Source organism: Bradyrhizobium sp. USDA 4341 (assembly GCF_054063755.1).
The window spans coordinates 1,245,112-1,270,400 of the sequence record NZ_JBSSGO010000002.1 but is presented as its reverse complement, the minus strand read 5'-3'; the positions used below and the strand labels follow the sequence as shown (position 1 = coordinate 1,270,400).

20 protein-coding genes and 1 tRNA gene are annotated in these 25,289 nt (G+C 63.7%); 16 read left to right on the top strand and 5 right to left on the bottom strand.

Going from position 1 to position 25,289, the window contains the following annotated elements; translation table 11 throughout:
- The first annotated feature begins 56 nt into the window (after positions 1 to 56).
- Positions 57 to 377 carry an ArsR/SmtB family transcription factor gene (locus ACVIGB_RS11920; protein WP_092125718.1) on the top strand — a complete coding sequence of 107 codons (321 nt, stop codon included), beginning with the start codon at positions 57 to 59 and terminating at the stop codon, positions 375 to 377.
- 106 nt (positions 378 to 483) lie between these two features.
- Here ACVIGB_RS11920 and lepB read toward each other — a convergent pair whose 3' ends face one another.
- Positions 484 to 1,242, bottom strand: coding sequence for a signal peptidase I (lepB, locus tag ACVIGB_RS11915; RefSeq protein WP_456722554.1), 759 nt, complete (start codon positions 1,240 to 1,242; stop codon positions 484 to 486).
- Positions 1,243 to 1,281: 39 nt separating this feature from the next.
- The gene (gene argE, locus ACVIGB_RS11910; RefSeq protein WP_456722555.1) at positions 1,282 to 2,451 is read right to left on the bottom strand and encodes an acetylornithine deacetylase; all 1,170 of its coding nucleotides are present in this window, start codon (positions 2,449 to 2,451) and stop codon (positions 1,282 to 1,284) included.
- Between the two features lie 169 nt (positions 2,452 to 2,620).
- Here argE and ACVIGB_RS11905 point away from each other — a divergent pair, with 169 nt between their 5' ends.
- On the top strand, positions 2,621 to 2,971 hold the full coding sequence (locus ACVIGB_RS11905) for an NIPSNAP family protein (protein ID WP_456722556.1): 351 nt from the start codon (positions 2,621 to 2,623) through the stop codon (positions 2,969 to 2,971).
- Positions 2,972 to 3,276: 305 nt separating this feature from the next.
- On the opposite strand, the gene ACVIGB_RS11900 is transcribed toward ACVIGB_RS11905, so the two are convergent.
- The gene (locus tag ACVIGB_RS11900) at positions 3,277 to 4,062 is read right to left on the bottom strand and encodes an SDR family NAD(P)-dependent oxidoreductase (RefSeq protein ID WP_456722557.1); all 786 of its coding nucleotides are present in this window, start codon (positions 4,060 to 4,062) and stop codon (positions 3,277 to 3,279) included.
- A 140-nt stretch (positions 4,063 to 4,202) separates the two neighbouring features.
- On the opposite strand from ACVIGB_RS11900, the gene ACVIGB_RS11895 reads away from it, so the two are divergent.
- Both ACVIGB_RS11895 and ACVIGB_RS11890 read left to right on the top strand, forming a co-directional pair.
- Positions 4,203 to 4,910 (top strand): histidine phosphatase family protein, encoded by a 708-nt coding sequence (locus ACVIGB_RS11895; RefSeq protein ID WP_092115010.1) that lies wholly within the window; start codon positions 4,203 to 4,205, stop codon positions 4,908 to 4,910.
- Between the two features lie 75 nt (positions 4,911 to 4,985).
- Positions 4,986 to 5,753: an SDR family NAD(P)-dependent oxidoreductase gene (locus ACVIGB_RS11890; RefSeq protein WP_092115009.1), complete on the top strand. Its 768-nt coding sequence runs from the start codon at positions 4,986 to 4,988 to the stop codon at positions 5,751 to 5,753.
- A gap of 104 nt (positions 5,754 to 5,857) precedes the next feature.
- Here the strand turns inward: ACVIGB_RS11890 and ACVIGB_RS11885 are convergent, their stop codons facing one another.
- Positions 5,858 to 7,081, bottom strand: a complete 1,224-nt coding sequence (locus ACVIGB_RS11885) for a serine hydrolase domain-containing protein (protein ID WP_456722558.1) — start codon at positions 7,079 to 7,081, stop codon at positions 5,858 to 5,860.
- A gap of 169 nt (positions 7,082 to 7,250) precedes the next feature.
- Between ACVIGB_RS11885 and ACVIGB_RS11880 the strand changes: the two genes are divergently transcribed.
- Positions 7,251 to 7,326 (top strand) — tRNA-Trp (locus ACVIGB_RS11880).
- A 76-nt stretch (positions 7,327 to 7,402) separates the two neighbouring features.
- Here ACVIGB_RS11880 and ACVIGB_RS11875 read toward each other — a convergent pair.
- Entirely contained in the window at positions 7,403 to 8,608 is a 1,206-nt protein-coding gene (locus ACVIGB_RS11875; RefSeq protein ID WP_456722559.1) for an ABC transporter substrate-binding protein, read from the bottom strand.
- A gap of 175 nt (positions 8,609 to 8,783) precedes the next feature.
- On the opposite strand from ACVIGB_RS11875, the gene ACVIGB_RS11870 reads away from it, so the two are divergent.
- From ACVIGB_RS11870 to rpoC, 11 genes are all read left to right on the top strand, one after another.
- On the top strand, positions 8,784 to 9,548 hold the full coding sequence (locus ACVIGB_RS11870; RefSeq protein WP_456722560.1) for a FadR/GntR family transcriptional regulator: 765 nt from the start codon (positions 8,784 to 8,786) through the stop codon (positions 9,546 to 9,548).
- 53 nt (positions 9,549 to 9,601) lie between these two features.
- Positions 9,602 to 11,215, top strand: coding sequence for an acyl-CoA synthetase (locus ACVIGB_RS11865; RefSeq protein WP_456722561.1), 1,614 nt, complete (start codon positions 9,602 to 9,604; stop codon positions 11,213 to 11,215).
- A 332-nt stretch (positions 11,216 to 11,547) separates the two neighbouring features.
- On the top strand, positions 11,548 to 11,739 hold the full coding sequence (secE, locus tag ACVIGB_RS11860) for a preprotein translocase subunit SecE (RefSeq protein WP_092115004.1): 192 nt from the start codon (positions 11,548 to 11,550) through the stop codon (positions 11,737 to 11,739).
- 20 nt (positions 11,740 to 11,759) lie between these two features.
- Positions 11,760 to 12,293: a transcription termination/antitermination protein NusG gene (gene nusG, locus ACVIGB_RS11855; RefSeq protein WP_044538613.1), complete on the top strand. Its 534-nt coding sequence runs from the start codon at positions 11,760 to 11,762 to the stop codon at positions 12,291 to 12,293.
- Between the two features lie 130 nt (positions 12,294 to 12,423).
- Complete coding sequence (gene rplK, locus ACVIGB_RS11850; protein ID WP_066499365.1) at positions 12,424 to 12,852, top strand: 50S ribosomal protein L11; 429 nt, start codon at positions 12,424 to 12,426, stop codon at positions 12,850 to 12,852.
- Between the two features lie 6 nt (positions 12,853 to 12,858).
- The gene (gene rplA / locus ACVIGB_RS11845; RefSeq protein WP_029081784.1) at positions 12,859 to 13,551 is read left to right on the top strand and encodes a 50S ribosomal protein L1; all 693 of its coding nucleotides are present in this window, start codon (positions 12,859 to 12,861) and stop codon (positions 13,549 to 13,551) included.
- Between the two features lie 213 nt (positions 13,552 to 13,764).
- Positions 13,765 to 14,718 carry a 2-hydroxyacid dehydrogenase gene (locus ACVIGB_RS11840; protein ID WP_456722562.1) on the top strand — a complete coding sequence of 318 codons (954 nt, stop codon included), beginning with the start codon at positions 13,765 to 13,767 and terminating at the stop codon, positions 14,716 to 14,718.
- Between the two features lie 580 nt (positions 14,719 to 15,298).
- Complete coding sequence (gene rplJ, locus ACVIGB_RS11835; RefSeq protein ID WP_092115003.1) at positions 15,299 to 15,817, top strand: 50S ribosomal protein L10; 519 nt, start codon at positions 15,299 to 15,301, stop codon at positions 15,815 to 15,817.
- A gap of 54 nt (positions 15,818 to 15,871) precedes the next feature.
- On the top strand, positions 15,872 to 16,249 hold the full coding sequence (gene rplL, locus ACVIGB_RS11830; RefSeq protein ID WP_092115002.1) for a 50S ribosomal protein L7/L12: 378 nt from the start codon (positions 15,872 to 15,874) through the stop codon (positions 16,247 to 16,249).
- A 440-nt stretch (positions 16,250 to 16,689) separates the two neighbouring features.
- Positions 16,690 to 20,808 (top strand): DNA-directed RNA polymerase subunit beta, encoded by a 4,119-nt coding sequence (gene rpoB, locus ACVIGB_RS11825; RefSeq protein WP_092115001.1) that lies wholly within the window; start codon positions 16,690 to 16,692, stop codon positions 20,806 to 20,808.
- A 127-nt stretch (positions 20,809 to 20,935) separates the two neighbouring features.
- Complete coding sequence (rpoC, locus tag ACVIGB_RS11820; protein ID WP_092115000.1) at positions 20,936 to 25,138, top strand: DNA-directed RNA polymerase subunit beta'; 4,203 nt, start codon at positions 20,936 to 20,938, stop codon at positions 25,136 to 25,138.
- Positions 25,139 to 25,289: the final 151 nt, after the last annotated feature.

Genomic DNA, 25,289 nt, shown 5'->3' with positions numbered 1-25,289 from the left:
AGTTCAGTAATAGTGAACTATTGAAGCTGTTCAAGGGCAGCGCTATATATTTCGTGATGGTGCAGTTCGTTCACCCGTCGCGTGAGGACATCACATTGGCCGGAGTGCTGGCAGCACTCGCGGACCCGATGCGGTTGAAGATCGTCAGGGGCCTGCTCGAGCAGGGCGATTGCATGTCGTGCACGGCCGCGGCGCCGTGCCCTGGCATGGCCAAATCGACTCTGTCGAACCACTTCCGCGTCCTGCGCGAAGCCGGCTTGATTCAAACCTCGAAAAAAGGCGTCGAGCATCGCAACGTGGTGCGCGAAGCCGATATCAATGCGCGCTTTCCCAAATTGCTCAAGACGATCCTGGGGTACCCGGAACAGAGTGCGTAGCTCGGGAGCGAAGCAATACCCCGGGGAACTGTTCCCGCTGCCGTCCTGTGCACGCGCGCGAGGCGGCGGGTTACGCCTTCGGCTAACCCGCCCTACGAACTGAACATCAGTGAATGCCGGTGAACAGCCGGTTCCAGCGCACCGAGGACGGCCAGTGCCACACTTGCCATGCCGGCGCGTCATTGCCGATCGAGAAAAAGATCACCTTGGCTTGCCCGATGAGGTTCTCGAACGGCACGTAGCCGACGCCGCCGCGCGCGGGCGGCACGCGGCTGTCGGCCGAGTTGTCGCGGTTGTCGCCCATCGCGAAGAAATGCCCCGGCGGCACCACGTAGACCGGCGTGTTGTCGTATTCGGAACGCTCGATGCGATCGAGCGTGTCGTAGCTGACCCCATTCGCCAGGGTCTCGTGCCAACGCTTGACGCGGACCGGGCGCGGCCCCTCGTCGCGATCGACATAGTCATCGACCCGCTCGCGCTTGACCGCGGTGCCGTTGATGTACAGCTGCCCGTCGATCATTTGAATGCGATCGCCGGGCAGGCCGATCACGCGCTTGATGAAATCAACGGAGTCGTCGCTCGGCAGCCGGAACACCACGACGTCGCCCGGCCTGGGTTCGGAGCCGAAGATGCGGCCGGAGAACAGCGGCGGCGAGAAGGGCAGGGAGTAGTGCGTGTATCCGTAGCTGTATTTCGAGAGAAAAAGGTAGTCACCGACCAGCAACGTCGATTCCATCGACTCCGACGGAATGTTGAAGGACTGGAACAGGAAGGTGCGGATGACCAGCGCGATGAGCAGCGCCTGCACGGCCACGCGGAAGGTTTCCGCCACTCCGCCTTGCTGACGTTCTTTCTCGGTCGACATGGTCCCGGGTTCCTGTTTCACGCCTTACGCAGCAGAGTATCACTTCGCGCAATGCGCGATCAGCCGCGCGACGAATTCTCCGCAAGCCTCGAGCTGCGACATCTCGACGAATTCATCCGGCGTGTGCGCCTGCGCGATAGCGCCGGGACCCACCACCACCGACGGCACATCGGCCATGCTGACGAACAGGCTGGCCTCGGTGCCGAACGCGACCTTGGCGTGGTCGTTGCGGCCGGCGAGCTGCTTGGCGAGCGTGACGATCGGCGCATCCGCCGCGGTGTCGAGCGCGGGGTAGTCGAGGATTTCCTCGAAATCGATGCCGCACTCCGGATGCCGCTTGCGCATGTCAGGCTCGATCTCGGCCTTCGCCCAGGCGATGATCGCGTCCGTCACCTGCCGGGACTCGGTGATGCCGATGCCGCGGCATTCGAATTCCACCACGCAACTGTCGGGCACGATGTTCAGCGCGGCGCCGCCATGCACGATGCTGGTGAGCAGGGTCGAGTGCGGCACGTCGTAGAGGCTGTCTCGTTCGGCATCCGCGGCCAGCAGCGCGGCGCGGCGGCGGATTTCGGTGATCAGATCGGCCCCGTATTCGATGGCGTTGACGCCATCAGGCGCGATCGAGGAGTGGCGGGCGAGCCCGCGGAACGTGGCGCGCACGCCGTGCTTGCCCTTGTGGCCGATGATCACCTGCATCTGCGTCGGCTCGCCGACGAAGCAGCCGAGCGGCTTGATCGGCTTGCGTGCGACGTCGCGCAGCATCGGGCGCACGCCGACGCAACCGATCTCCTCGTCATAGGAGATCGCAAGATTGATCGGCGTCTTCAGATCGGCCGCGAGCATTTCCGGAACCATCGCGAGACAGACCGCGACAAAGCCCTTCATGTCGGTGGTGCCGCGGCCGTACAGCCGCCCGTCACGCTCGACGAGCTCGAACGGGTTGTGGCTCCAGTCCTGTCCCGCAACCGGCACGACATCGGTATGCCCCGACAGAACCAGCCCGGCCTTGTCCTCGGGGCCGATCGTGACCCACAACGAGGATTTCCGTCCGGTGTCATCGACGATGCGCTGTCCGCTGACGCCAAGCGAGGCGAGGTAGCGCTCGATGTAGTCGATCAGGGGCAGGTTGCTGCGGTCGCTTATGGTGTCGAACGCGACGAGGTCGGCCAAGAGCTTGCGGATACGGTCGGGGCGTTGATTTTGCATTGCCTGTTCGTGTGCGAGGGAGTGTGCAAGGAATTGCTGATGTGCCGGCGATCCTGCCAGCAAAGTATAACAGCTGGTTTGCCTGCCGGGGCCAAGCAATATTCGGGCCGCTGCCGGACGTTATTGCGGGTCGACGTCCGTCGCCCCATGTAACGACGGGGAGATGGCGATGGTCCAGCAATTGCGCATCTACGAAATCTTCGAAAACAACAAAGCCGCGTTTCACGCCCGGTTCCGCGATCACGCGGCGCGGATCATGACGGGGCGTTACGGGTTCAAATTCGCAAGCATGTGGGAGACGAAATTCGATGACCGCACCGAGTTCGTGTATTTGCTCGAATGGCCCGACGAGGCGACCAAGATCGCGCAGTGGGCGGCATTCATGGCCGATCCCGAATGGAGCGAGATCAAGCGGGTCACCCATGCCAAGCATGGCCTGATGGTCGGGCAGATCGAGGATCGGCTGCTGGCCCAGGTGGACTATTCGTTGGTGAGGCAGCGGAGCTTGTTGCCGAGGTAGGGCGTGCAAGGTTGCGCCGGCCGGTGTTGCCTATTCGAAGCGACGGGCAACTCAGCTAAAGTCTGTCAATCCCGCACGTCGGATGTTTGACTCTCGACGTCGCAACAAATTCGATGTCGTCCCGGCGAAGGCCGGGACCCATTACCACAAACGGGAATTGTTGCGTGACGCTGGGGCCAATGCCTGTTTCCAACAGCGCAACCCTGTGGCTATGGGTCCCTGCTTTCGCAGGGACGACAGTTGTGGATGTGGTGCCGCCGTTGCGTCATACGAACATGCAGCACCGCGAACGGAGAATGCCGTTGCTAAATCGGCTTGCCCGTATACGGCATCGACGCGGTGAGGCCGCCGTCGACCGGGATGGCCTGGCCGTTGACGTAGGACGCCTCGTCGCTTGCCAGGAACAATCCCATCGCGGCGAGTTCGTGCGGCTGGCCGGGGCGCTTCAGCGGATTGAGCTGGCCGATCTTGTCCTGGGTGCCGCGCTCCTTGGCGCGATCGAACACCGGCTTGGTCATGCCGGTCTCGATCAGGCCCGGGCAGACCGCGTTGATGCGCACGCCGGTGCCGGAGAGCGAGTAGGCCGTGGTCTGCACCAGGCTGATCACGCCGGCCTTGCTCGCGCCATAGGGATGTCCGCTGGCGCCGGCCTTCAGGCCTGCGACCGACGCGGTGCAGATGATCGAGCCGGAGCCCTGCTTGGTCATGTGCGGGATCGAATGCTTGATCGCGAGGAAGGGTCCGATCAGATTGATGCGCAGCACTTCCTGCCAGTGCTCCACGGTCTGGTCGGCGAGCGGCACGAGGCCGCCGCTGACACCCGCATTGGCCCAGATCGCGTCGAGCTTGCCGTACTTCGAAACCGCCTTCTCGATGAAGGCCTTCACGTCGCTCTCCGATCCCGCATCGGCGGTGACGGCTTCGACGGTGCCGCCGGCATCGCGAACCAGCTTGGCGGTCTCGTTGACGCCCTCGGTGCGATCGACCGCGATCAGCTTGGCGCCTTCCTTGGTGAACAGCAGCGAGGCGGCGCGGCCGATGCCGCTTCCGGCGCCGGTGATGATGACGGATTTGCCTTCGAGGCGGCCCATGGTTTTTCTCCCTGTTCACATGGTCCGTGGCGCGTCTGCCGCGCGACGGAATTCAAACAAAATTTCAAACGTCCGAAGCACTTGAGACGATGTGCGGCGTGACGTACAGCGAGACGGGACAGTATTGAAGGGCTCATCCGATGTCCAATCCAGACAAGCCTAACGTGACGGTGACGCGGTGGTGGTGGGTTCGCCACGCGCCGGTGCGCAGCGACGGCGGCAACATCTACGGGCAAGAAGACATCGACTGCGACACCGGCGACATCGAAGTGTTCGAGGCAGTCGCCAAGATGCTGCCGCGCGATGCGGTCTGGTATTCGAGCAATCTGAAGCGCACGCACAAGACCGCGGAAGCGATCTGGGCCGCCGGTTTTCCGAAGCCGGCCAACATGACGCAGGAACGCGACTTCGCCGAACAGCATCTCGGCCAGTGGCAGGGCATGAACCGCGCCGCACTGCTCGCGAGCCAGCCCCCCGGCAGAAGCTGGTTTGCCGACGTCAACGAGCCCGCACCCGGCGGCGAGAGCTTCATGGATCTCTACACACGGGTCTGCCGCACGATCGTGCGGATCACGGCTGCTGAGCCGGGCAAGAACATCATCGCGGTCGGGCATGGCGGCGTGATCCGGGCTGCGGTCGGTCTCGCGCTCGGCGGCCAGCCGGATAGGGGACTGTCGTTCGACATCGACAATGTCTCGGTGACGCGGCTCGATCACATCGCAGGCATCGGCCTGTCGACCTGGCGGCTGCCGATGGTGAACCAGCAGCCCTGGATCGCCGATCCCAGGCACGCCGCGATGCATCAGCCGTCCGGACCTGAAGTCCGGCCGGCGAGCAAGCTTGCGTGATTGCTGCTATCGCAACACCGGAACGCTGCCTAAGCTGAACACAGAATTCAAACGCCTTACATCAGGGAGAGAAACATGACCTTGTTCGACATGAAGGGAAAAGTCGCCGTCATCACCGGCTCGACGCGCGGCATCGGGCTCGCCATTGCCGAGCGCATGGCCGAGCACGGCGCCAAGGTCGTGATCTCCTCGCGCAAGGCCGACGTCTGCGAGCAGGTCGCGGGCGACATCAACGGCAAGTTCGGCAAGGGCACCGCGGTCGCGATCGCCGCCAACATCTCGTCGAAGGAAAACCTGCAAAATCTGGTCGACGAGAGCAATCGCGCCTTCGGCAAGATCGACGTGCTGGTCTGCAACGCGGCGTCGAACCCGTATTACGGTCCGCTTGCCGGCATCTCCGACGATCAGTTCCGCAAGATCCTCGACAACAACATCGTCGCCAACAACTGGCTGATCTCGATGGTGGTGCCGCAGATGATCGAGCGCAAGGACGGCTCCATCATCATCGTGTCCTCGATCGGCGGCCTCAAGGGCTCGACCGTGCTCGGCGCCTACGCGATCTCGAAGGCCGCCGATATGCAGCTCGCGCGCAACCTCGCCTGCGAATATGGCAAGCACAATATCCGCGTGAACTGCATCGCGCCCGGCCTGATCAAGACTGATTTCGCCAAGGCGCTGTGGGACAATCCGGACACGCTGAAGGCCTCGACCGCGCGCTCGCCGCTGCTGCGCATCGGCGTGCCTGACGAGATCGCGGGCGCCGCAGTGTTGATGGGCTCGCGCGCCGGCGACTTCCTCACCGGCCAGACCATCGTGATCGACGGCGGCGCGACGATCAGCTGAACATTACTCGTCATTCCGGGGCAGCCCGCAGGGCTGAACCCGGAATGACGAGGTTGTTGAGCGAGATTCCGGGTTCGCGCTTGCGCGCGCCCCGGAATGACGGGCTACTCCACCGCCGCGTACACGCCGTTGCGCACCAGCGAGCGGGTATATTCGCGCTGGCCCGGACCCTGCATCATGAAGACCGCGATCAGGTCTTCGCTCGGGTCGATCCAGAAGAACGTGCCGGCCATGCCGCTCCAGAAGTATTGGCCGACCGAGCCGGAGAACGGCGCGATGCCCTGCTGCATGCGCACGGCGAAGCCGAGGCCGAAGCTGTGGCCGGGCGACACCAGCGTGCCCTGGACCTTGACGCCGGCGCCGAGGTGATCGGAGGCCATGAATTCGAGCGTCTTGCGGCCGATGATCCTGACACCGTCGAGCGAGCCGCCGTTGAGCAGCATCTGCGCGAAGCGCGCATAGTCCATCGTGGTCGACACCAGTCCGCCGCCGCCGGATTCCATCGCCGGCTTCTCCAGCATGTTGAACAGCTGCACCTTCTCGTTGGTCCAGGGATCGTTCGCAAACGCCTCGGCGAGGCGGCCGGCATTGGCCTCCGGCGTGTGGAAGGCGGTCTCGTTCATCTGCAGCGGCGAAAGGATGCGCTCAGCGAGGAACTCGCCGAGCGTCTTGCCGCTGACGACTTCGATGATGCGGCCGAGGATGTCGGTGGAGCGGCTGTAGTTCCACTCCGCGCCGGGCTGGCAGATCAGCGGCATGCCGGCGAGCATGGTGGCGTGCTCGGCATTGGTGATCTTGCGGCTACGCAGCCGCGACTGCTGGTAGAGCTGCTGCACCGGCCCGTTGCCGGTGTGGTCGTAGGTCAAGCCGGAGGTGTGGCGCAGCAGGTCCTGGATCGTCATCTGCCGCTGCACGGGTACCAGCTCGAGCTTGCCGTTGTGCTCGACGCCGACCTTGGTCTCGGCGAATTCGGGGATGAATTTCGCGACGGGATCGTTGAGCAGGAAGTGGCCGTCCTCCAGCAGCATCATGATGCCGACCGAGACGATCGGCTTGGTCATCGAGAAGATGCGGAAGATGGTGTCATGCGTCATCGGGGCTGCGGCGGTCGGGCTTTGCCGGCCGATCGCATCGAACCAGCCGATCTGGCCGCGCCGCGCCACCAGCACCGTGAAGCCGGGTGCGGTTCCCTTGTCGACTTCGCGCTTGAAGGTGTCGGACAGCGCCTGCAGCCGCGCGCTCGACAGCCCGATCGATTCGGGTTTGGCGAGGGGGAGGGACGGGGTGGTTTGGCTGGCGGCGTGCTTGGTGGCGGTCTGGGCGTTCATGGTCTCTCCCGGGTTCTTGATTCTTGCGGCGGAGCGCCGACGTGGAGTGATGGCCGAAGTCTGGCGCAGAAGTTTTGCAATGAACAGAAGCTTCACCGCTTCGCCCTTGCAAACCGGCCATGCCCTGTGCTTGAAACGGCGCGAACCGGCGGCGACGCTGGTTCCCTGCAGGAGTGTAGCTCAATTGGTAGAGCACCGGTCTCCAAAACCGGGGGTCGCAGGTTCGAGCCCTGCCACTCCTGCCAGCTTTTCTGTCAGCTTTTACCCAATTATTTGAATGTGTTGGCCGAGGTCCTGGACCCCGGCCATGATTGTATTCACTCACTTGATGAGCGGACAGCCGCCGTCCTTCATCGGCCGGAACGCCTGGTCGCCGGGCACCTCGGCGAGCACCTTGTAGTAATCCCACGGCGCCTTCGATTCCTCGGGCTTCTTGACCTCGAACAGGAACATCGAGTGCACCATGCGGCCGTCCTCGCGCACCACGCCGTTGTCGGTGAAGGCGTCGCGCACCGGGGTCGCGCGCATTTTCGCCAGCACCGGCTTGGTGTCCTTGGTGCCGGCGGCCTTCACTGCGTTGAGGTAGTGCAGGGTGGCGCTGTAGGTCGCGGCCTGGTTCATGGTCGGCATCCGCTTCATGCGCTCGAAGAAGCGCTTGCCGAAGGCGCGGGTGCGGTCGTTGAGATCCCAGTAGTAGGCCTCGGTGACGATCAGGCCCTGCGCGAGCTTCAGCCCGAGGCTGTGGATGTCCGAGATGAACATCACGATGCCGGCGAGATTCTGTCCGCCCGCGACGATGCCGAATTCGGCGGCCTGCTTGATCGCGTTGATGGTATCGCCGCCGCCATTGGCGAGGCCGACGATCTTGGCCTTCGACGACTGCGCCTGCAGCAGGAAGGAGGAGAAGTCCGGCGTGTTGAGCGGATGCCGGGCGCTGCCGAGCACCTTGCCGCCGGCGGCGCGGACCACTTCGCCGGTGTCGCGCTCGATCGAGTGGCCGAACACGTAGTCGGCGGTGATGAAGAACCAGCTGTCGCCGCCGTTCTTCACGATCGCGCTGCCGACGGTGTGGGCGTTGGCGTAGGTGTCGTAGGTCCAGTGCAGCGTGTAGGGCGAACAGGACTTGCCGGTGATGTCGGAGCTCGCCGCATCCGTCACGATCATGATCTTCTCGAACTGCTTCGACATCTCCATGCCGGCGAGCGCCGTCGCCGAAGTCGGCATGTCGATGATCATGTCGACATTCTCGGCCTCGTACCATTTGCGGGTAATGGTGGCGGCGACGTCGGCCTTGTTGAGGGCGTCGGCGGTGACGAGCTCGATCGGCTTGCCGAACATGCTGCCGCCGAACTCCTCGATCGCCATCTTGGTGGCCTCGACGTTCCCGGCGCCGCCGATGTCCGAATAGACCGACTGGAAATCGGTCAGCACGCCGATCTTGAGCGGCGTCTGCTGCGCGAGCGCGGGCCCCGCCAGCACGGCGGCGATCAGGCCGGCGGCGGACAGACTCGTGACGATGGATTTCATGGTGATGCACCTCCCCAGGATGTTCTTATCGGTTTGTCCGACAAAGCTAGATTTGCCCGGTTCCGGTGTCAATTCGTGCCGGGCGGGTGCGACAATCCGGCCAACGATAGCCGATTTGACGCTATAGATGCCTTCGCCTATCCTTTGTCCGACAAACGACAATCGGGAGCCAAGGGTGTCCGCCACGCCGCTGTTCCGGCGCATCGATGTCGCGCCGGCCTATCAGAAGGTCGCGGACGCGATCGAACGCGAGATCGTCAACGGCCGGATCAAGCCGGGCGAGCCGATTGGCACCGAGCAGCAACTGGTCGCGCAGTTCGGCGTCAACCGCTCGACGGTGCGCGAAGGCATTCGCGTGCTCGAGGAGGGCGGGCTGATCCGCCGCGATTCCAGCCGCCGCTTGCAGGCCTGCCTGCCGCGCTACAACAAGCTCGCCACGCGGCTGTCCCGCGCGCTGATCCTGCACGAGGTGACGTTCCGCGAATTGTTCGAGACGTCGATGACGCTGGAGGTCGCGAGCGTCGAGGGCGCGGTGGAGCGTGCGACCGAGGCGAACATCGCCGAACTCGCCGGCAATCTCGAGCGCAGCGCTGCGGTGGCCGGCAATCCCGCCGATCTCGCCGAGCTCGATGCGGAATTCCACGTGCTGATGGCCAAGGCCTCACAGAACCGCGTGCTGCAACTCGCCCGCGAGCCTGCCGCGCAGCTGTTCTTTCCGACCACCGAGATGATTGTCGGCGGTGTGCCGGAGGGCGGCGCGCGCCTCGTCGAGGCGCATCGCCACATCCTCGATGCGATCACGCGGCGCGACAAGGAGGCCGGCGTGCTGTGGACCCGGCGGCATTTGCAGGACTGGCGGCGCGGCTTCGAGAAGATCGCCTCGCTCGATCGCTCGGTCGAGCACACCTACATGGAACACGCCTACGCCGCCCGGCAATAGCGACGGCGCGGCGAAGACAAGACAACGACAAAAAGCACATTCGGGAGGGACAAATGAGCGGAGACATCGCAGCAACGATCCAGCGCGCTCGCGAGCACAGCATCGGCGATCTGTTGCGCCGGTCTGCCAAGCGCTACCCCAACAAGACCGCGCTGATCTGCGGCGAGGTGAGCTGGACCTTTGCGGAGATGGACGCGATCTGCAATCGGCTCGGGCGCGGCTTGATCGCCCTTGGCATTGCGAAAAGCGACCGTGTTGCGGTGCTGTCGCGCAATTCGCATGGCTTCGCCGCGCTGCGCTTCGCGGTGGCGCGGATCGGCGCGATCCTGGTGCCGATCAATTTCATGCTCAATCCCGACGAGATCAATTTCATCCTCGCGAATTCCGGCGCGAAGCTGCTCGCGGTCGGCCCCGATTTCGTGGAGACCGCGCACGCGGCGGCCGCCAAGGGCTCGGCGGTCGAAACCCTGATCTGGCTGCCGGGCGAAGACCCGGCCACCGCGCCCGAGGGCATCACGACGTTCGACAGCCTGCTGCACAGCGACGCCTCGGCGCCGGATGCCGCGGTCGACAGCCGCGATCCCGCGCAGATCATCTACACCAGCGGCACGGAGTCGCTGCCGAAAGGCGCGGTCCTCACCCATGAAGCGGTGATGTGGCAGTATGTCAGCTGCATCATCGACGGCGGCATGGCGACCGACGACACCGTGCTGCACGCGCTGCCGCTGTATCATTGCGCGCAGCTCGACGTCTTCCTGGGGCCCGCGATCTATCTCGGCGCCACCAGTCTCATTACCGGCAAGCCGGTGCCCGACAATGTCCTGGCGCTGATCGCGGCCCACAAGATCAATGCGTTCTTCGCGCCGCCGACGATCTGGATCGCGATGCTGCGCTCGGGCGCGTTCGATCGCACCGACCTGTCGTCCTTGCGCAAGGGCTATTACGGCGCCTCGATCATGCCGGTCGAAGTGCTGCTCGAATTGCAGCGCCGGCTGCCCGACGTAAAATTCTGGAATTTCTACGGCCAGACCGAGATCGCGCCGCTCGCGACCGTGCTGGCGCCGGAGCACCAGCTGCCGAAGGCCGGCTCGGCCGGCAAGCCCGCGATCAATGTCGAGACGCGGGTGGTCAAGCCGGATATGACCGACGTCACGGTGGGAGAGGTCGGCGAGATCGTGCACCGCTCGCCGCATCTCTTGTCCGGCTACCACAACGATCCGGTCAAGACTGCGGCGGCATTTGCCGGCGGCTGGTTTCATTCCGGCGATCTCGCGACCGTCGATGCCGACGGCTACATCACGGTCGTCGATCGCGTGAAGGACATGATCAAGAGCGGCGGCGAGAATGTCGCAAGCCGCGAGGTCGAGGAGATGATCTACCGGCTGCCTGCGGTGTCGGAGGTCGCGGTGGTCGGGCTGCCCGACCCGCGATGGATCGAGGCGGTGACCGCGATCGTGGTGGCCAAGGCGGGCGAGAACCTCGACGCCGAGGCCGTGATCAAGCACTGCGCGGCGTCGATGGCCCATTTCAAGGTGCCGAAGCGGGTCATCTTCGTCGACAGCCTGCCGAAGAACCCGAGCGGCAAGCTGCTCAAACGCGAACTGCGCCAGCGCTATGTCGGCGGCGCCACGCTGGACCAGGCGGTCCAGAAGAGCTTCGCCGGGTGATCCACCCGGTCGCCGCGGTGGGCGGCCGGGGCAACGGACCTCGTACCATCAGCCTAAGTCCTTGATTCGAGGGGCCCCGTTCCGATCCGCCGCGGGCGCGGCCGGGGTGGGGCGCGACCCCGCCGACCTTGACCTTTGGCCGGTCTCGCAGTAGATACCCGACACTCGCAGCCGGCCCGCTTTGATCGCGGATATCCGGCGCGGCCTAATTCCCCGAACATTCGAGCTCGTTTATCGGCTCAACCTTCCAAACGAGGGCTGGGTCCGCAAGGTCGGCTGTTCGGATTCCTTGAAACGTTGCAAATCGTCCGGAGACGGACGCGGATCTCACGATGGCTTTCAGCCCGTTCAAATTCCTGCAGGAAGTGCGCTCGGAGACCGCCAAGGTCACCTGGCCGACGCGCCGCGAGACGACCATCACGACCATCATGGTGTTCGTGATGGTGGCGCTGGCCTCGATCTTCTTCTTCGCCGCGGACCAGGTCATCCGCTACCTCATCACCCTGGTACTGGGCATCCACTGATGAGCATGGGAACTCAATTGATGGACAAGCGCTGGTACATCGTTCACGCCTATTCGAACTTCGAGAAGAAGGTCGCGGAATCGATCCGCGAGCAGGCCAAGCAGCGCGGGCTGGAAGAGCTGTTCGAGCAGGTGCTGGTGCCGACCGAGAAGGTCACCGAGGTGCGCCGCGGCCGCAAGATCGACGCCGAGCGCAAGTTCTTCCCGGGCTATGTGCTGGTGAAGATGAAGCTGACCGACGAGGCGTTCCATCTGATCAAGAACACCCCGAAGGTGACCGGCTTCCTGGGCGCTGAAAACAAGCCGATGCCGATCTCGGAATCGGAGGCGATGCGGATCCTGCACCAGGTGCAGGAGGGCGTGGAGCGTCCGAAGGCGTCGGTGTCGTTCGAAATCGGCGAGAACGTGCGCGTGGCCGACGGCCCGTTCGCCTCGTTCTCCGGCGTGGTGGAAGAAATCGACGAGGCGCGCTCGCGCGTGAAGGTCGCGGTGTCGATCTTCGGCCGTGCGACCCCCGTGGAACTGGAATTCGGTCAGGTCGAAAAGGTGGTCTGACCGGACGGCGCGGGGTATATGCCCCGCGTCAAGTGAGAGGCCGTGGGAGGGAGGAGGCGGTCGCCAGCCCCTTCAACCGAACCACGGAACCTGAAACCGCCGGCACCGTCCGGCACAACAGGAGTGATAAATGGCAAAGAAAGTGACCGGATACCTGAAGCTTCAGGTCCCGGCCGGTGCGGCGAATCCTTCGCCCCCGATCGGCCCCGCGCTTGGTCAGCGCGGTCTCAACATCATGGAGTTCTGCAAGGCGTTCAACGCGCAGACCCAGAAGGAAGAGAAGAATACCCCAATCCCGGTAGTGATCACGATCTACGCCGATCGTTCGTTCACCTTCGAGATGAAGACGCCCCCGATGTCGTTCTTCCTCAAGCAGGCTGCCAAGATCCAGTCCGGCTCGAAGGCGCCGGGCCGTGACAAGGCCGGCCAGGTGACCAAGGCGCAGGTGCGCGAGATCGCCGAGAAGAAGATGAAGGACTTGAATTGCGACACCATCGAATCGGCCATGAAGATGGTCGAGGGCTCTGCCCGTTCGATGGGTCTGGAAGTTGCGGGGTAACGGGCCATGGCAATCGGAAAGCGTTTGAAGAAGGCCCGCGAGGGTGTCGATCGCGAGAAGCTCTACCCGCTCGCGGACGCCATCAAGATGGTCAAGGAGCGCGCCAAGTCGAAGTTCGACGAGACGATCGAGATCGCGATTAATCTCGGCGTCGACCCGCGCCACGCCGACCAGATGGTCCGCGGCGTCGTCAACCTGCCGAACGGAACCGGCCGTACGCTGCGCGTCGGCGTGTTCGCGCGCGGTGCCAAGGCTGAGGAAGCCAAGGCCGCCGGTGCCGACGTCGTCGGTGCCGAAGACCTGGTCGAGAAGGTGCAGGGCGGTGCGATCGACTTCGATCGTTGTATCGCCACTCCCGACATGATGCCGCTGGTCGGCCGCCTCGGTAAGGTGCTCGGTCCGCGCGGCATGATGCCGAACCCCAAGATCGGCACCGTGACCATGGACGTCACCAACGCCGTCAAGGGCGCCAAGGGCGGCTCGGTCGAGTTCCGCGTCGAGAAGGCCGGCATCGTGCAGGCCGGCATCGGCAAGGCCTCGTTCTCCGAGGACAAGCTGGTCGAGAACGTCAAGGCGCTCGCGGATGCGGTCTCCAAGGCGAAGCCGGCGGGTTCCAAGGGCACCTACATCCAGCGCGTGGCGGTTTCCTCCACCATGGGCCCGGGCGTGAAGGTCGAGCCGGGCACGATCCTCGGCTGAGGTCTCTCACCGTGACGAGATAAACAGGGGCGGGATCGGGCAACCGGTTCCGCCCTTTTATTTTGCCGGAGCGTTTTCGCGCGAAGTGGCTACCGGCTCGCGTGAAGAAAACGCGCCAGGACAAGAATCGCAGGACAAGAATCCAAAGCCTTGTTCCGATTCAATCGGAACGGAAAAGGCTCCAGGTGAAGCCTCTCGCAGGAAACAACAACAATGCCCGATAAGGTCCTCGTCTATTCGCGCTTTCCGAGAAACGAACTGGTGCGCTTCGGCGAGCGCTACGAGCTGCTGAATGCCGCTGGCAAGCGGCCGACCGAGATGTTTTCGGCGGCGGAGCTTGGCGAGATCCGGGCCATGATCACATCGGGTGGGACGACACTCGGCGGCGAGGCGATGGACATGCTGCCGAAGCTTGGCGCGATCATCTGCTACGGCACCGGCTATGAGGGGATCGATCTTGCCGCCGCCGCGAAGCGCGGAATTGCGGTCGGCCACAGCCCCGGCGCCAATGCCGCATCGGTTGCCGACATCGCGGTGACGCTGATGCTGGCGGCTACGCGCCGCCTGCCGGTCGCCGACAACTATGTCCGCAGCGGCGACTGGATCGCGGCCAAGCCGTCGCCGATGATGCGGCCGCAGCCAGGCATGCGCGGCCGCAAGGTCGGCGTGTATGGTCTCGGCGAGATCGGCCGCAAGATCGCGGCGCGGGTCGCCGCGTTCGAAACCGAGGTCGGCTATTTCAGCCGGTCACGGCAGGACGTGTCGTATCAGCACTTTCCGAGCCTCGAGGCGCTCGCCGACTGGTGCAGTGTGCTGATGATCGCGGTGCGCGCCGGCGCGGATACGGTCCACGCCGTCAATGCCGACATCCTGCGCCGCCTCGGCAGCAGCGGGATCGTGGTCAATATCTCGCGCGGCTCCGTCATCGACCAGAAGGCGCTGGTCGCAGCGCTGACCGATGGCGCAATCGCCGGCGCCGGCCTCGACGTGTTCGCCAAGGAGCCGCACGCGCCGGACGAACTGACGGCGCTGCCGAACGTCGTGCTGTCGCCGCATATCGGCGGCCACACCCTGGAATCGCACGTGGCGATGCAGGACTGCGTGCTCGCCAATCTCGAGGCGTTCTTCACGGGTACGCCGCTGCCGTTTGAGGTAAGGGGCGCCTGAGCGGCTGGCGGTTCCGGCCTCGGAACCGGTTCCCCGGCCGCAATGTGAAACTGGTCTGAAATTTGCTCTTGGCAAGTAGCGCGGGACCGGTTACATAGCGGCTTCCGGGCGTGCTGGCACTTGCTGGCATGTCCGTGCTCGCATTCCGAAAACCTGAGGTGATAGGAGATCATTCCTTTCCGCATGCCCGCAAGGATGCTCGAAAGGAAGGAAACCCGTCGCCTCCAACGGAATGAGAGCAGGGCATTCGGCCCCCGGCCGATAGCCCGATCCTGTCCGAGACTGCAGGCGCCCGCGAGAACTTCGTGTTTTCAACGGCTTAATCGCATGGCCTGCATAGACGGGTGAAGACCGGATTTTGTGCTCCACGTCGCGGCCTGTTCGCGGCTGGGAGGCTGGTTTGGTTCGAACCTCGACAGCCCATGGCCGCAAGGCTCTGGGAGGGCAGGCTTCTAGATGTCGTCTTGCCCGGCATGTCCGAAGGGTCTTGCGCCCAACGGATCAGGTTTAGGGCGGGACGATGGGTGCAACCCGGCGGTCCTGCCTTCGCGGAAAGGCCGCCAACCGGAAAGAGCTTGCTGTGGAACGAGCGGCAAAAAAAGAGGCGGTCGGACAGCTCAACGAGGCCTTCAAGGCCACGAGCGTTGCGATCGTCGCTCACTATTCCGGCCTCACCGTGGCCCAGATGCAGAAGCTGCGCATGCAGATGAAGCAGGCGGGTGCGTCGGTGAAGGTCTCGAAGAACCGTCTCGCCAAAATTGCTCTTGAAGGCACTGACGTCGCTGCCATCGGTTCCCTGCTGAAGGGGCCGACTGTGATCGCTACTTCGAACGATCCGGTCGCGGCGCCAAAGGTTGCCGTCGAATTCGCCAAGGCGAACGAAAAGTTCGTCATCCTTGGCGGCTCGATGGGCAAAACCGTCCTGAATGTCGACAGCGTGAAGGCGCTTGCCTCACTGCCGTCGCTCGACGAACTGCGCGGCAAGATCGTGGGCCTCATCGTGGCGCCGGCGACCAAGCTCGCTCAGCTGTCGAACGCGCCTGCGGCCAAGCTCGCACGCGTCATTCAGGCTCATGCCTCAAAGAGCGAAGCGGCCTGACCCTTCGCTAATCTCAAAACCTGGTTCGAACCAAACGTTTAAGGAAACAGATCAATGGCTGACTTGCAGAAAATCGTCGACGACCTCTCGAGCCTCACCGTGCTCGAAGCCGCCGAACTCGCCAAGCTCCTCGAAGAAAAGTGGGGCGTCTCCGCTGCTGCCGCCGTCGCGGTTGCCGGCCCGGCTGGTGGCGGCGCTGCCGCTGCTCCGGCTGAAGAGAAGACCGACTTCACCGTCGTGCTGGCTGCCGCCGGCGACAAGAAGATCGAAGTCATCAAGGAAGTCCGCGCCATCACCGGCCTGGGCCTGAAGGAAGCCAAGGACCTCGTCGAAGGCGCTCCGAAGCCCGTCAAGGAAGGCGTCAACAAGGACGAAGCCGAGAAGATCAAGGCCCAGCTCGAGAAGGCTGGCGCCAAGGTCGAGCTCAAGTAATGCGCGATCCGGGAGCGCCGCAGGGCGCTCCCGGGCCTGCAAACGGCGTGCGACAGGTTGTCGCGTGGCGGGCCGGACACAAAAAAGTGTGGGGATCCGTGGACTTAACCCTCGAATCTCCTTTATTGCCATCCCATATCGGGTTGGCAGCAGAAAAACACGGTAGGCGGCGGGGGCGGCAGGGCACCCGGCGGAAGCCGTTGGGAGACAGTCAGATTTCGGGCTTTTTCAGTCCGTAAAGCGGAGCGTTTGGACGAGCGGGTGCAGTGATGCGCCTCGCGCGTCGTTTTGCGTTCTGGAGGTGATGGGGCGGGGCCGGGGATTTAATTCCTGACTTTGCGCTTCGTTCCTTCGGGACGATTCGAAATTCAACCCGGGGGCGATGGCAATCGCGTCCCGGAAGGTTCGCCCCACAAAGGCGACGAAAATGAGAGGCCACGATGGCGCAGCAGACATTCACCGGTCGCAAACGCGTACGCAAGTTTTTCGGTCACATCAAGGAAGTCGCCGAGATGCCGAACCTCATCGAGGTTCAGAAGGCATCCTACGACCAGTTCCTGATGGTTGACGAGCCGGCCGGCGGTCGCCTCGACGAGGGCCTGCAGGCGGTATTCCGCTCGGTATTTCCGATCTCGGATTTCTCGGGCACCTCGATGCTCGAATTCGTCCGCTACGAGTTCGAACAGCCGAAGTATGACGTCGACGAGTGCCGCCAGCGCGGCATGACCTTCGCTGCGCCGCTCAAGGTGACGCTGCGCCTCATCGTGTTCGATATCGACGAGGAAACCGGCGCCAAGTCGGTGAAGGACATCAAGGAGCAGGACGTCTACATGGGCGATATCCCGCTCATGACGATGAACGGCACCTTCGTCGTCAACGGCACCGAGCGCGTCATCGTCTCGCAGATGCACCGTTCGCCCGGCGTGTTCTTCGACCACGACAAGGGCAAGACCCATTCGTCCGGCAAGCTCTTGTTTGCCGCGCGCGTGATTCCGTATCGCGGTTCCTGGCTCGACATCGAGTTCGACGCCAAGGACATCGTGTTCGCGCGCATCGACCGCCGCCGCAAGCTGCCCGTGACCTCGCTGATGTACGCGCTCGGTCTCGACGGCGAGCAGATCCTGTCGACCTTCTACAAGAAGATCACCTACAAGCGGACCAAGGACGGATGGCGCGTGCCGTTCGATGCCAACCGCTTCCGCGGCTACTCGACCATCAACGACCTGATCGACGCCGACACTGGCAAGGTGGTGCTCGAGGCCGGCAAGAAGCTGACCGTGCGCAGCGCGCGCCAGATGCAGGAAAAGGGCCTCAAGGCGCTGCGGATGTCGGACGAGGAGCTCGTCGGCAACTATCTCGCCGAGGATCTCGTCAACCCGAAGACCGGTGAAATCTACGCCGAAGCCGGCGAGGAGATCACCGAGAAGTCGCTCAAGGTGCTGAACGAGCAGGGCTACAAGGATCTGCCGCTGCTCGACATCGACCACGTCAATGTCGGCGCCTACATCCGCAACACGCTGTCGGCCGACAAGAACTTGACGCGCGAGGACGCGCTGTTCGACATCTACCGCGTGATGCGTCCGGGCGAGCCGCCGACTCTGGATTCGGCGCAGGCGATGTTCCAGTCGCTGTTCTTCGATGCCGAGCGCTACGACCTCTCCGCGGTCGGCCGCGTCAAGATGAACATGCGCCTCGAGCTCGATGCGCCCGACACCCATCGCACGCTGCGCAAGGAAGACATCCTGGCGGTCATCAAGACGCTGGTCGACCTGCGCGACGGCAAGGGCGAGATCGACGACATCGACCACCTCGGCAACCGCCGGGTGCGTTCGGTCGGCGAGCTCATGGAGAACCAGTACCGGATCGGCCTGCTCCGCATGGAGCGCGCCATCAAGGAGCGCATGTCGAGCGTCGATATCGACACCGTGATGCCGCAGGACCTGATCAACGCCAAGCCCGCGGCCGCCGCGGTGCGCGAGTTCTTCGGTTCCTCGCAGCTCTCGCAGTTCATGGACCAGACCAACCCGCTGTCGGAGATCACCCACAAGCGGCGCCTGTCGGCGCTTGGCCCGGGCGGTCTGACCCGCGAGCGTGCCGGCTTCGAAGTCCGCGACGTGCATCCGACGCATTACGGCCGTATCTGCCCGATCGAAACGCCGGAAGGTCCGAACATCGGTCTGATCAACTCGCTGGCGACGTTCGCGCGCGTCAACAAGTACGGCTTCGTCGAGACGCCCTATCGCAAGATCAAGGACGGCCGGGTCACCGACGAGGTGGTCTATCTGTCGGCGATGGAGGAGGGCCGCTACCGCGTCGCGCAGGCCAACGTGCCGCTCGACGCCAAGGGCCGCTTCACCGACGACCTGGTGGTCTGCCGTCATGCCGGCGAAGTGCTGCCGGTGACGCCGGACAAGGTCGACTACATGGACGTGTCGCCGAAGCAGCTGGTTTCGGTCGCCGCGGCGCTGATCCCGTTCCTCGAGAACGACGACGCCAACCGCGCGCTGATGGGCTCGAACATGCAGCGCCAGGCGGTGCCGCTGGTTCGCGCCGAGGCGCCGTTCGTCGGAACCGGCATGGAAGGCGTGGTCGCCCGTGACTCGGGCGCGGCGATTGCCGCGCGCCGTTCGGGCGTGATCGACCAGATCGACGCCACCCGCGTCGTGATCCGCGCCACCGAGGATCTCGATCCGACCAAGTCGGGCGTCGATATCTACCGGCTGATGAAGTACCAGCGCTCCAACCAGTCGACCTGCATCAACCAGCGTCCGCTGGTGAAGGTCGGCGACATCGTCAAGAAGGGCGACATCATCGCGGACGGTCCGTCGACCGATCTCGGCGAACTCGCGCTCGGCCGCAACGTGCTGGTCGCGTTCATGCCGTGGAACGGCTACAACTTCGAAGACTCGATCCTGCTCTCCGAGCGGATCGTGAAGGACGACGTCTTCACCTCGATTCATATCGAAGAATTCGAGGTGATGGCCCGCGACACCAAGCTTGGTCCTGAGGAAATCACCCGCGACATTCCGAACGTTTCGGAAGAAGCGCTGAAGAACCTCGACGAAGCCGGTATCGTCTACATCGGTGCGGAAGTCCGCGCCGGCGACATCCTGGTCGGCAAGATCACGCCGAAGGGCGAGAGCCCGATGACGCCGGAAGAGAAGCTGCTCCGCGCCATCTTCGGCGAGAAGGCCTCCGACGTCCGCGACACCTCGCTGCGCGTGCCTCCGGGCGTGCAGGGCACCATCGTGGAAGTCCGCGTGTTCAACCGTCACGGCGTCGACAAGGACGAGCGTGCGCTGGCGATCGAGCGGGAAGAGATCGAGCGTCTGGCCAAGGATCGCGACGACGAACAGGCGATTCTCGACCGCAACGTCTACAACCGCCTCGCCGAGCTGCTGGAGAACCGCCAGGGCATCGCCGGCCCGAAGGGCTTCAAGAAGGATACCAAGATCACCCGCGCGGTGCTCGACGAGTATCCGAAGTCGCAGTGGTGGCTGTTCGCCTCGCCGAACGACAAGCTGATGGCCGAGATCGAGGCCATGCGGAAGCAGTACGACGAGTCGAAGAAGGGCCTCGAGCAGCGCTTCCTCGACAAGGTCGAGAAGCTGCAGCGTGGCGACGAGTTGCCGCCCGGCGTGATGAAGATGGTCAAGGTCTTCGTCGCGGTGAAGCGCAAGATCCAGCCCGGCGACAAGATGGCTGGCCGTCACGGCAACAAGGGCGTGGTGTCGAAGATCGTGCCGATCGAGGACATGCCGTTCCTCGAGGACGGTACGCATGCCGACATCGTGCTCAATCCGCTCGGCGTGCCTTCGCGCATGAACGTCGGTCAGATCCTTGAGACCCATCTCGGTTGGGCCTGCGCCGGCCTCGGCAAGCGCATCGGCCAGACCATCGACGCCTACTATCAGAAGCAGGATCTCAAGCCGCTGCGCGAGACCCTGAAGAAGATCTATGGCGAGGATGAAACCATCAAGTCGCTGAACGACAACGAGCTGGTCGAACTCGGCCGCAATCTGAGCCACGGCGTGCCGATCGCAACGCCGGTGTTCGACGGCGCCAAGGAAGCCGACATCGAGGAGATGCTGAAGCTCGCGGGCTTCGACGCCTCCGGCCAGTCGACCGTTTATGACGGCCGCACCGGCGACCAGTTCGATCGCAAGGTGACGATGGGCTACATCTACATGCTCAAGCTGCACCATCTCGTGGACGACAAGATCCACGCGCGTTCGATCGGTCCGTACTCGCTCGTCACCCAGCAGCCGCTGGGGGGCAAGGCGCAGTTCGGCGGCCAGCGCTTCGGCGAAATGGAGGTCTGGGCGCTGGAAGCCTACGGCGCCGCCTACACGCTGCAGGAAATGCTGACCGTGAAGTCGGACGACGTCGCCGGCCGTACCAAGGTGTACGAGGCGATCGTGCGCGGCGACGACACCTTCGAGGCCGGCATTCCGGAATCGTTCAACGTGCTGGTCAAGGAAATGCGCTCGCTCGGTCTCAACGTCGACCTGCACAATTCCAAGGTGGGACCGGCGTCGACGTCGGAAGCGGCCGAGTAACGCGTTGATTTACGCCCGGCGCGGAAGCGCCGGGCCTTCGCGCTCCGCTCGGACGTTGGGTGGGGTGCGCGCTGAATAAAAGTTTCGAATTTGCTGCCGGTGACGATCGGCACGCGAGGAGAAGACCATGAATCAAGAGATTATGAATCTTTTCAATCCGACGACGCCGGCTCAGGTCTTCGACCAGATTCGGATTTCGATCGCGTCTCCGGAGAAGATTCTGTCCTGGTCCTACGGCGAGATCAAGAAGCCGGAGACCATCAACTACCGCACCTTCAAGCCGGAGCGTGACGGCCTGTTCTGCGCGCGCATCTTCGGGCCGATCAAGGACTACGAGTGCTTGTGCGGCAAGTACAAGCGGATGAAGTACAAGGGCATCATCTGCGAAAAGTGCTCGGTCGAAGTGACGCTGTCGCGCGTTCGGCGCGAGCGCATGGGCCATATCGAGCTGGCGGCGCCGGTCGCCCACATCTGGTTCCTGAAGTCGCTGCCGTCGCGCATCGGCCTGTTGCTCGACATGACGCTGAAGGATCTCGAGCGGATCCTCTATTTTGAATACTACGTCGTTCTCGAGCCGGGTCTCACCGCGCTGAAGGACCGTCAGCTGCTGTCGGAAGACGAGTATCTGAAGGCGCAGGACGAGTACGGCCAGGACAGCTTCACTGCCATGATCGGCGCGGAGGCGATCCGCGAGCTGCTCAAGGGGCTCGAGCTCGAGAAGCTCGAGGCGACGCTGCGTGCCGACATGGCGGAGACCGACTCCGACATCAAGCACAAGAAGCTCGCCAAACGTCTGAAGATCGTCGAGGCCTTCCGCGTCTCCGGCAACAAGCCGGAATGGATGATCATGACGGTCGTGCCGGTGATTCCGCCGGACCTGCGTCCGCTGGTGCCGCTCGACGGCGGCCGGTTTGCGACCTCGGACCTCAACGACCTGTATCGCCGCGTCATCAACCGCAACAACCGCTTGAAGCGGCTGATGGAGCTGCGTGCGCCTGACATCATCATCCGCAACGAAAAGCGCATGCTGCAGGAGGCCGTCGACGCACTGTTCGACAACGGCCGCCGCGGCCGCGTCATCACCGGCGCCAACAAGCGCCCGCTGAAGTCGCTCGCCGACATGCTGAAGGGCAAGCAGGGCCGGTTCCGTCAGAACCTGCTCGGCAAGCGCGTCGACTATTCGGGCCGTTCGGTGATCGTGGTCGGTCCCGAGCTGCGCCTGCATCAGTGCGGCTTGCCGAAGAAGATGGCGCTCGAGCTGTTCAAGCCGTTCATCTATTCGCGGCTCGACGCCAAGGGCCTGTCCACCACGGTGAAGCAGGCCAAGAAGCTGGTCGAGAAGGAGCGTCCGGAGGTCTGGGATATCCTCGATGAGGTGATCCGCGAGCATCCGGTGCTGCTCAACCGCGCGCCGACGCTGCACAGGTTGGGCATCCAGGCCTTCGAACCGGTGCTGATCGAAGGCAAGGCGATCCAGCTGCATCCGCTGGTCTGCGCCGCCTTCAACGCCGACTTCGACGGCGACCAGATGGCCGTGCACGTTCCGCTGTCGCTCGAAGCGCAGCTGGAAGCGCGCGTCCTGATGATGTCGACCAACAACATCCTGCATCCGGCGAACGGCCAGCCGATCATCGTGCCGTCGCAGGACATCGTGCTCGGCCTCTACTACGTCTCGATCATGCGCGAAGGCCTGCCCGGCGAGGGCAAGATCTTCGGCGACATGGCCGAGCTCGAGCACGCCCTGCATTCGAAGGTCATCCACCTCCACACCAAGATCAAGTACCGGTGGGAAGGCCTCGACGAGGAAGGCAAGATGTCCAAGCGGTGGATTGAAACCACTGCCGGCCGCGTCATGCTCGGCAACCTGCTGCCGAAGAGCACCAAGATCTCGTACGACATCATCAACAAGCTGATGACCAAGCGCGAGATCTCCGGCGTGATCGACCAGGTCTACCGTCACTGCGGTCAGAAGGAGACGGTGATCTTCTGCGACCGCATCATGGCGCTCGGCTTCTACAACGCCTTCAAGGCGGGCATCTCGTTCGGCAAGGACGACATGGTCGTGCCGGCGTCGAAGTGGAAGATCGTGGACCAGACCCGTACGCTGGCGAAGGATTTCGAGCAGCAGTACAATGACGGCCTGATCACCCATGGCGAGAAGTACAACAAGGTCGTCGACGCCTGGTCGAAGGCCGGTGAAGAAGTCGCCAAGGCGATGATGAAGGAGATCTCGTCCACCAAGAAGACGGCGGCGGGCGCCGATGCCGACATCAACTCGATCTACATGATGGCGCACTCCGGTGCGCGTGGTTCGCCGGCCCAGATGCGCCAGCTCGCTGGCATGCGCGGCCTGATGGCCAAGCCGTCGGGCGAGATCATCGAGACGCCGATCATTTCCAACTTCAAGGAAGGTCTGTCGGTGCTCGAGTACTTCAACTCGACCCACGGCGCCCGCAAGGGCCTCGCGGACACCGCGTTGAAGACCGCGAACTCCGGCTACCTGACCCGCCGTCTGGTCGACGTCGCGCAGGACTGCATCATCACGCAGACCGATTGCGGCACCAAGCTCGGCATCAAGATGCGCGCCATCGTCGATGCCGGCACGGTCGTTGCCTCGCTCGGCTCGCGCATCCTGGGCCGTACGGCCTGTGATGACGTGCGCGATCCCGCCACCAACGAGGTTGTCGTCAAGCGCGACACGTTGATGGAGGAGACCCATGTCGACGCGATCCAGCAGGCCGGCATCCAGGAAGTGAAGATCCGCTCGGCGCTGACCTGCGAGCTGGTCAACGGCATCTGCGCCAAGTGCTACGGCCGCGATCTGGCCCGCGGCACCCCGGTCAACCACGGTGAGGCCGTCGGCGTCATCGCGGCACAGTCGATCGGTGAACCCGGCACGCAGCTGACGATGCGCACGTTCCACATCGGCGGCGCCGCCCAGCTCAACGAGCAGTCGTTCGTCGAATCGAACTTCGACGGCAAGATCGTGATCAGGAACAAGGCGATTGCCCGCAACAGCGAAGGCAACCTGGTCGCGATGGTGCGCAACATGGTCGTTGCGATCGTCGATGCCGACGGCACCGAGCGTGCAACCCACCGTATTCAGTACGGTTCGAAGATGCACGTCGACGAAGGCGACATGGTCAAGCGCGGCCAGCGCATCGCGGAGTGGGATCCCTATACCCGCCCGGTGCTCACCGAGGTCGAGGGCACGATCGGTTTCGAGGATCTGGTCGAAGGCCAGTCGATCTCGGAAACGCTCGACGAGTCGACCGGTATCGCCAAGCGCGTGGTCATCGACTGGCGCACGACGCGCGGCGGTTCGGACCTGCGTCCGGCCATCGTGGTCAAGGGCAAGGACGGCAAGGTGATGAAACTCGCGCGTGGCGGCGATGCCCGCTACATGCTGTCGGTCGACGCCATTCTGTCGGTCGACATCGGCGCGAAGGTGATGCCCGGCGACATCCTGGCGCGTATCTCGACCGAGAGCGCCAAGACGCGTGACATCACCGGCGGTCTGCCGCGGGTGGCGGAACTGTTCGAGGCTCGCAAGCCGAAGGATGCGGCGATCATCGCGGAGACCGCGGGAACGATCCGCTTCGGCCGCGACTACAAGAACAAGCGCCGCATCTCGATCGAGCCGATGGACAAGACCGAGGAGCCGCGCGAGTACCTGATCCCGAAGGGCAAGCACATCCACCTTCAGGACGGCGACATCGTCGAAAAGGGCGATTTCATCGTCGAAGGCAATCCGGCGCCGCACGACATCCTGGCGATCAAGGGCATCGAGGAACTCGCTGCCTATCTGGTCAACGAAATCCAGGAGGTCTACCGGTTGCAGGGCGTGCTCATCAACGACAAGCACATCGAGGTGATTGTCCGTCAGATGCTGCAGAAGGTCGAAGTCACCGATCAGGGCGACACCGACATGATCTCGGGCGAGCAGGTCGACAAGATCGAGTTCGACGCGCTCAACACCAAGGCCAAGGAAGAGGGCAAGAAGCCCGCCACGGGGACGCCGGTTCTGCTCGGCATCACCAAGGCGAGCTTGCAGACCCGCTCCTTCTTCTCGGCGGCGTCGTTCCAGGAGACCACGCGCGTGCTCACCGAAGCTGCCGTCAACGGCAAGGTGGACCCGCTCGAAGGCCTCAAGGAGAACGTCATTGTCGGCCGCCTGATCCCGGCCGGCACCGGCGCCTCGATGGCGCGGATTCGCGAAGTCGCGGTCAAGCGCGACAAGCTGATCCTCGACGAGCGCGAGAAGCAGCAGGCGGCGATCGTGCCGACGGCTCCGGAAGCGGAGCCGCTGGCGCTGCCGCCCGCGGAATAGGCATCCGCAAGACTACGGTAGTCAGCGAGAAGGCCGGCGTTCTGCCGGCCTTTTTGTTGCTTTCTTGCCTTGCTGCGGTGCAGGGACGCAGTTTGTTCATCTTCCCTTCAGGCAAAAAAGTGCCTTTGCTAGGGTGACTTAGACCGGCTGT

Bases quoted from the DNA above. Each gene is read 5' to 3' on its own strand.
- ACVIGB_RS11920 (WP_092125718.1), top strand. From the start codon at position 57: ATGGTGCAGTTCGTTCACCCGTCGCGTGAGGACATCACATTGGCCGGA.
- lepB (WP_456722554.1), bottom strand. From the start codon at position 1,242: ATGTCGACCGAGAAAGAACGTCAGCAAGGCGGAGTGGCGGAAACCTTC.
- argE (WP_456722555.1), bottom strand. From the start codon at position 2,451: ATGCAAAATCAACGCCCCGACCGTATCCGCAAGCTCTTGGCCGACCTC.
- ACVIGB_RS11905 (WP_456722556.1), top strand. From the start codon at position 2,621: ATGGTCCAGCAATTGCGCATCTACGAAATCTTCGAAAACAACAAAGCC.
- ACVIGB_RS11900 (WP_456722557.1), bottom strand. From the start codon at position 4,062: ATGGGCCGCCTCGAAGGCAAATCCGTCATCATCACCGGCGCCGGAAGC.
- ACVIGB_RS11895 (WP_092115010.1), top strand. From the start codon at position 4,203: ATGTCCAATCCAGACAAGCCTAACGTGACGGTGACGCGGTGGTGGTGG.
- ACVIGB_RS11890 (WP_092115009.1), top strand. From the start codon at position 4,986: ATGACCTTGTTCGACATGAAGGGAAAAGTCGCCGTCATCACCGGCTCG.
- ACVIGB_RS11885 (WP_456722558.1), bottom strand. From the start codon at position 7,081: ATGAACGCCCAGACCGCCACCAAGCACGCCGCCAGCCAAACCACCCCG.
- ACVIGB_RS11875 (WP_456722559.1), bottom strand. From the start codon at position 8,608: ATGAAATCCATCGTCACGAGTCTGTCCGCCGCCGGCCTGATCGCCGCC.
- ACVIGB_RS11865 (WP_456722561.1), top strand. From the start codon at position 9,602: ATGAGCGGAGACATCGCAGCAACGATCCAGCGCGCTCGCGAGCACAGC.
- secE (WP_092115004.1), top strand. From the start codon at position 11,548: ATGGCTTTCAGCCCGTTCAAATTCCTGCAGGAAGTGCGCTCGGAGACC.
- nusG (WP_044538613.1), top strand. From the start codon at position 11,760: ATGGACAAGCGCTGGTACATCGTTCACGCCTATTCGAACTTCGAGAAG.
- rplK (WP_066499365.1), top strand. From the start codon at position 12,424: ATGGCAAAGAAAGTGACCGGATACCTGAAGCTTCAGGTCCCGGCCGGT.
- rplA (WP_029081784.1), top strand. From the start codon at position 12,859: ATGGCAATCGGAAAGCGTTTGAAGAAGGCCCGCGAGGGTGTCGATCGC.
- ACVIGB_RS11840 (WP_456722562.1), top strand. From the start codon at position 13,765: ATGCCCGATAAGGTCCTCGTCTATTCGCGCTTTCCGAGAAACGAACTG.
- rplL (WP_092115002.1), top strand. From the start codon at position 15,872: ATGGCTGACTTGCAGAAAATCGTCGACGACCTCTCGAGCCTCACCGTG.
- rpoB (WP_092115001.1), top strand. From the start codon at position 16,690: ATGGCGCAGCAGACATTCACCGGTCGCAAACGCGTACGCAAGTTTTTC.
- rpoC (WP_092115000.1), top strand. From the start codon at position 20,936: ATGAATCAAGAGATTATGAATCTTTTCAATCCGACGACGCCGGCTCAG.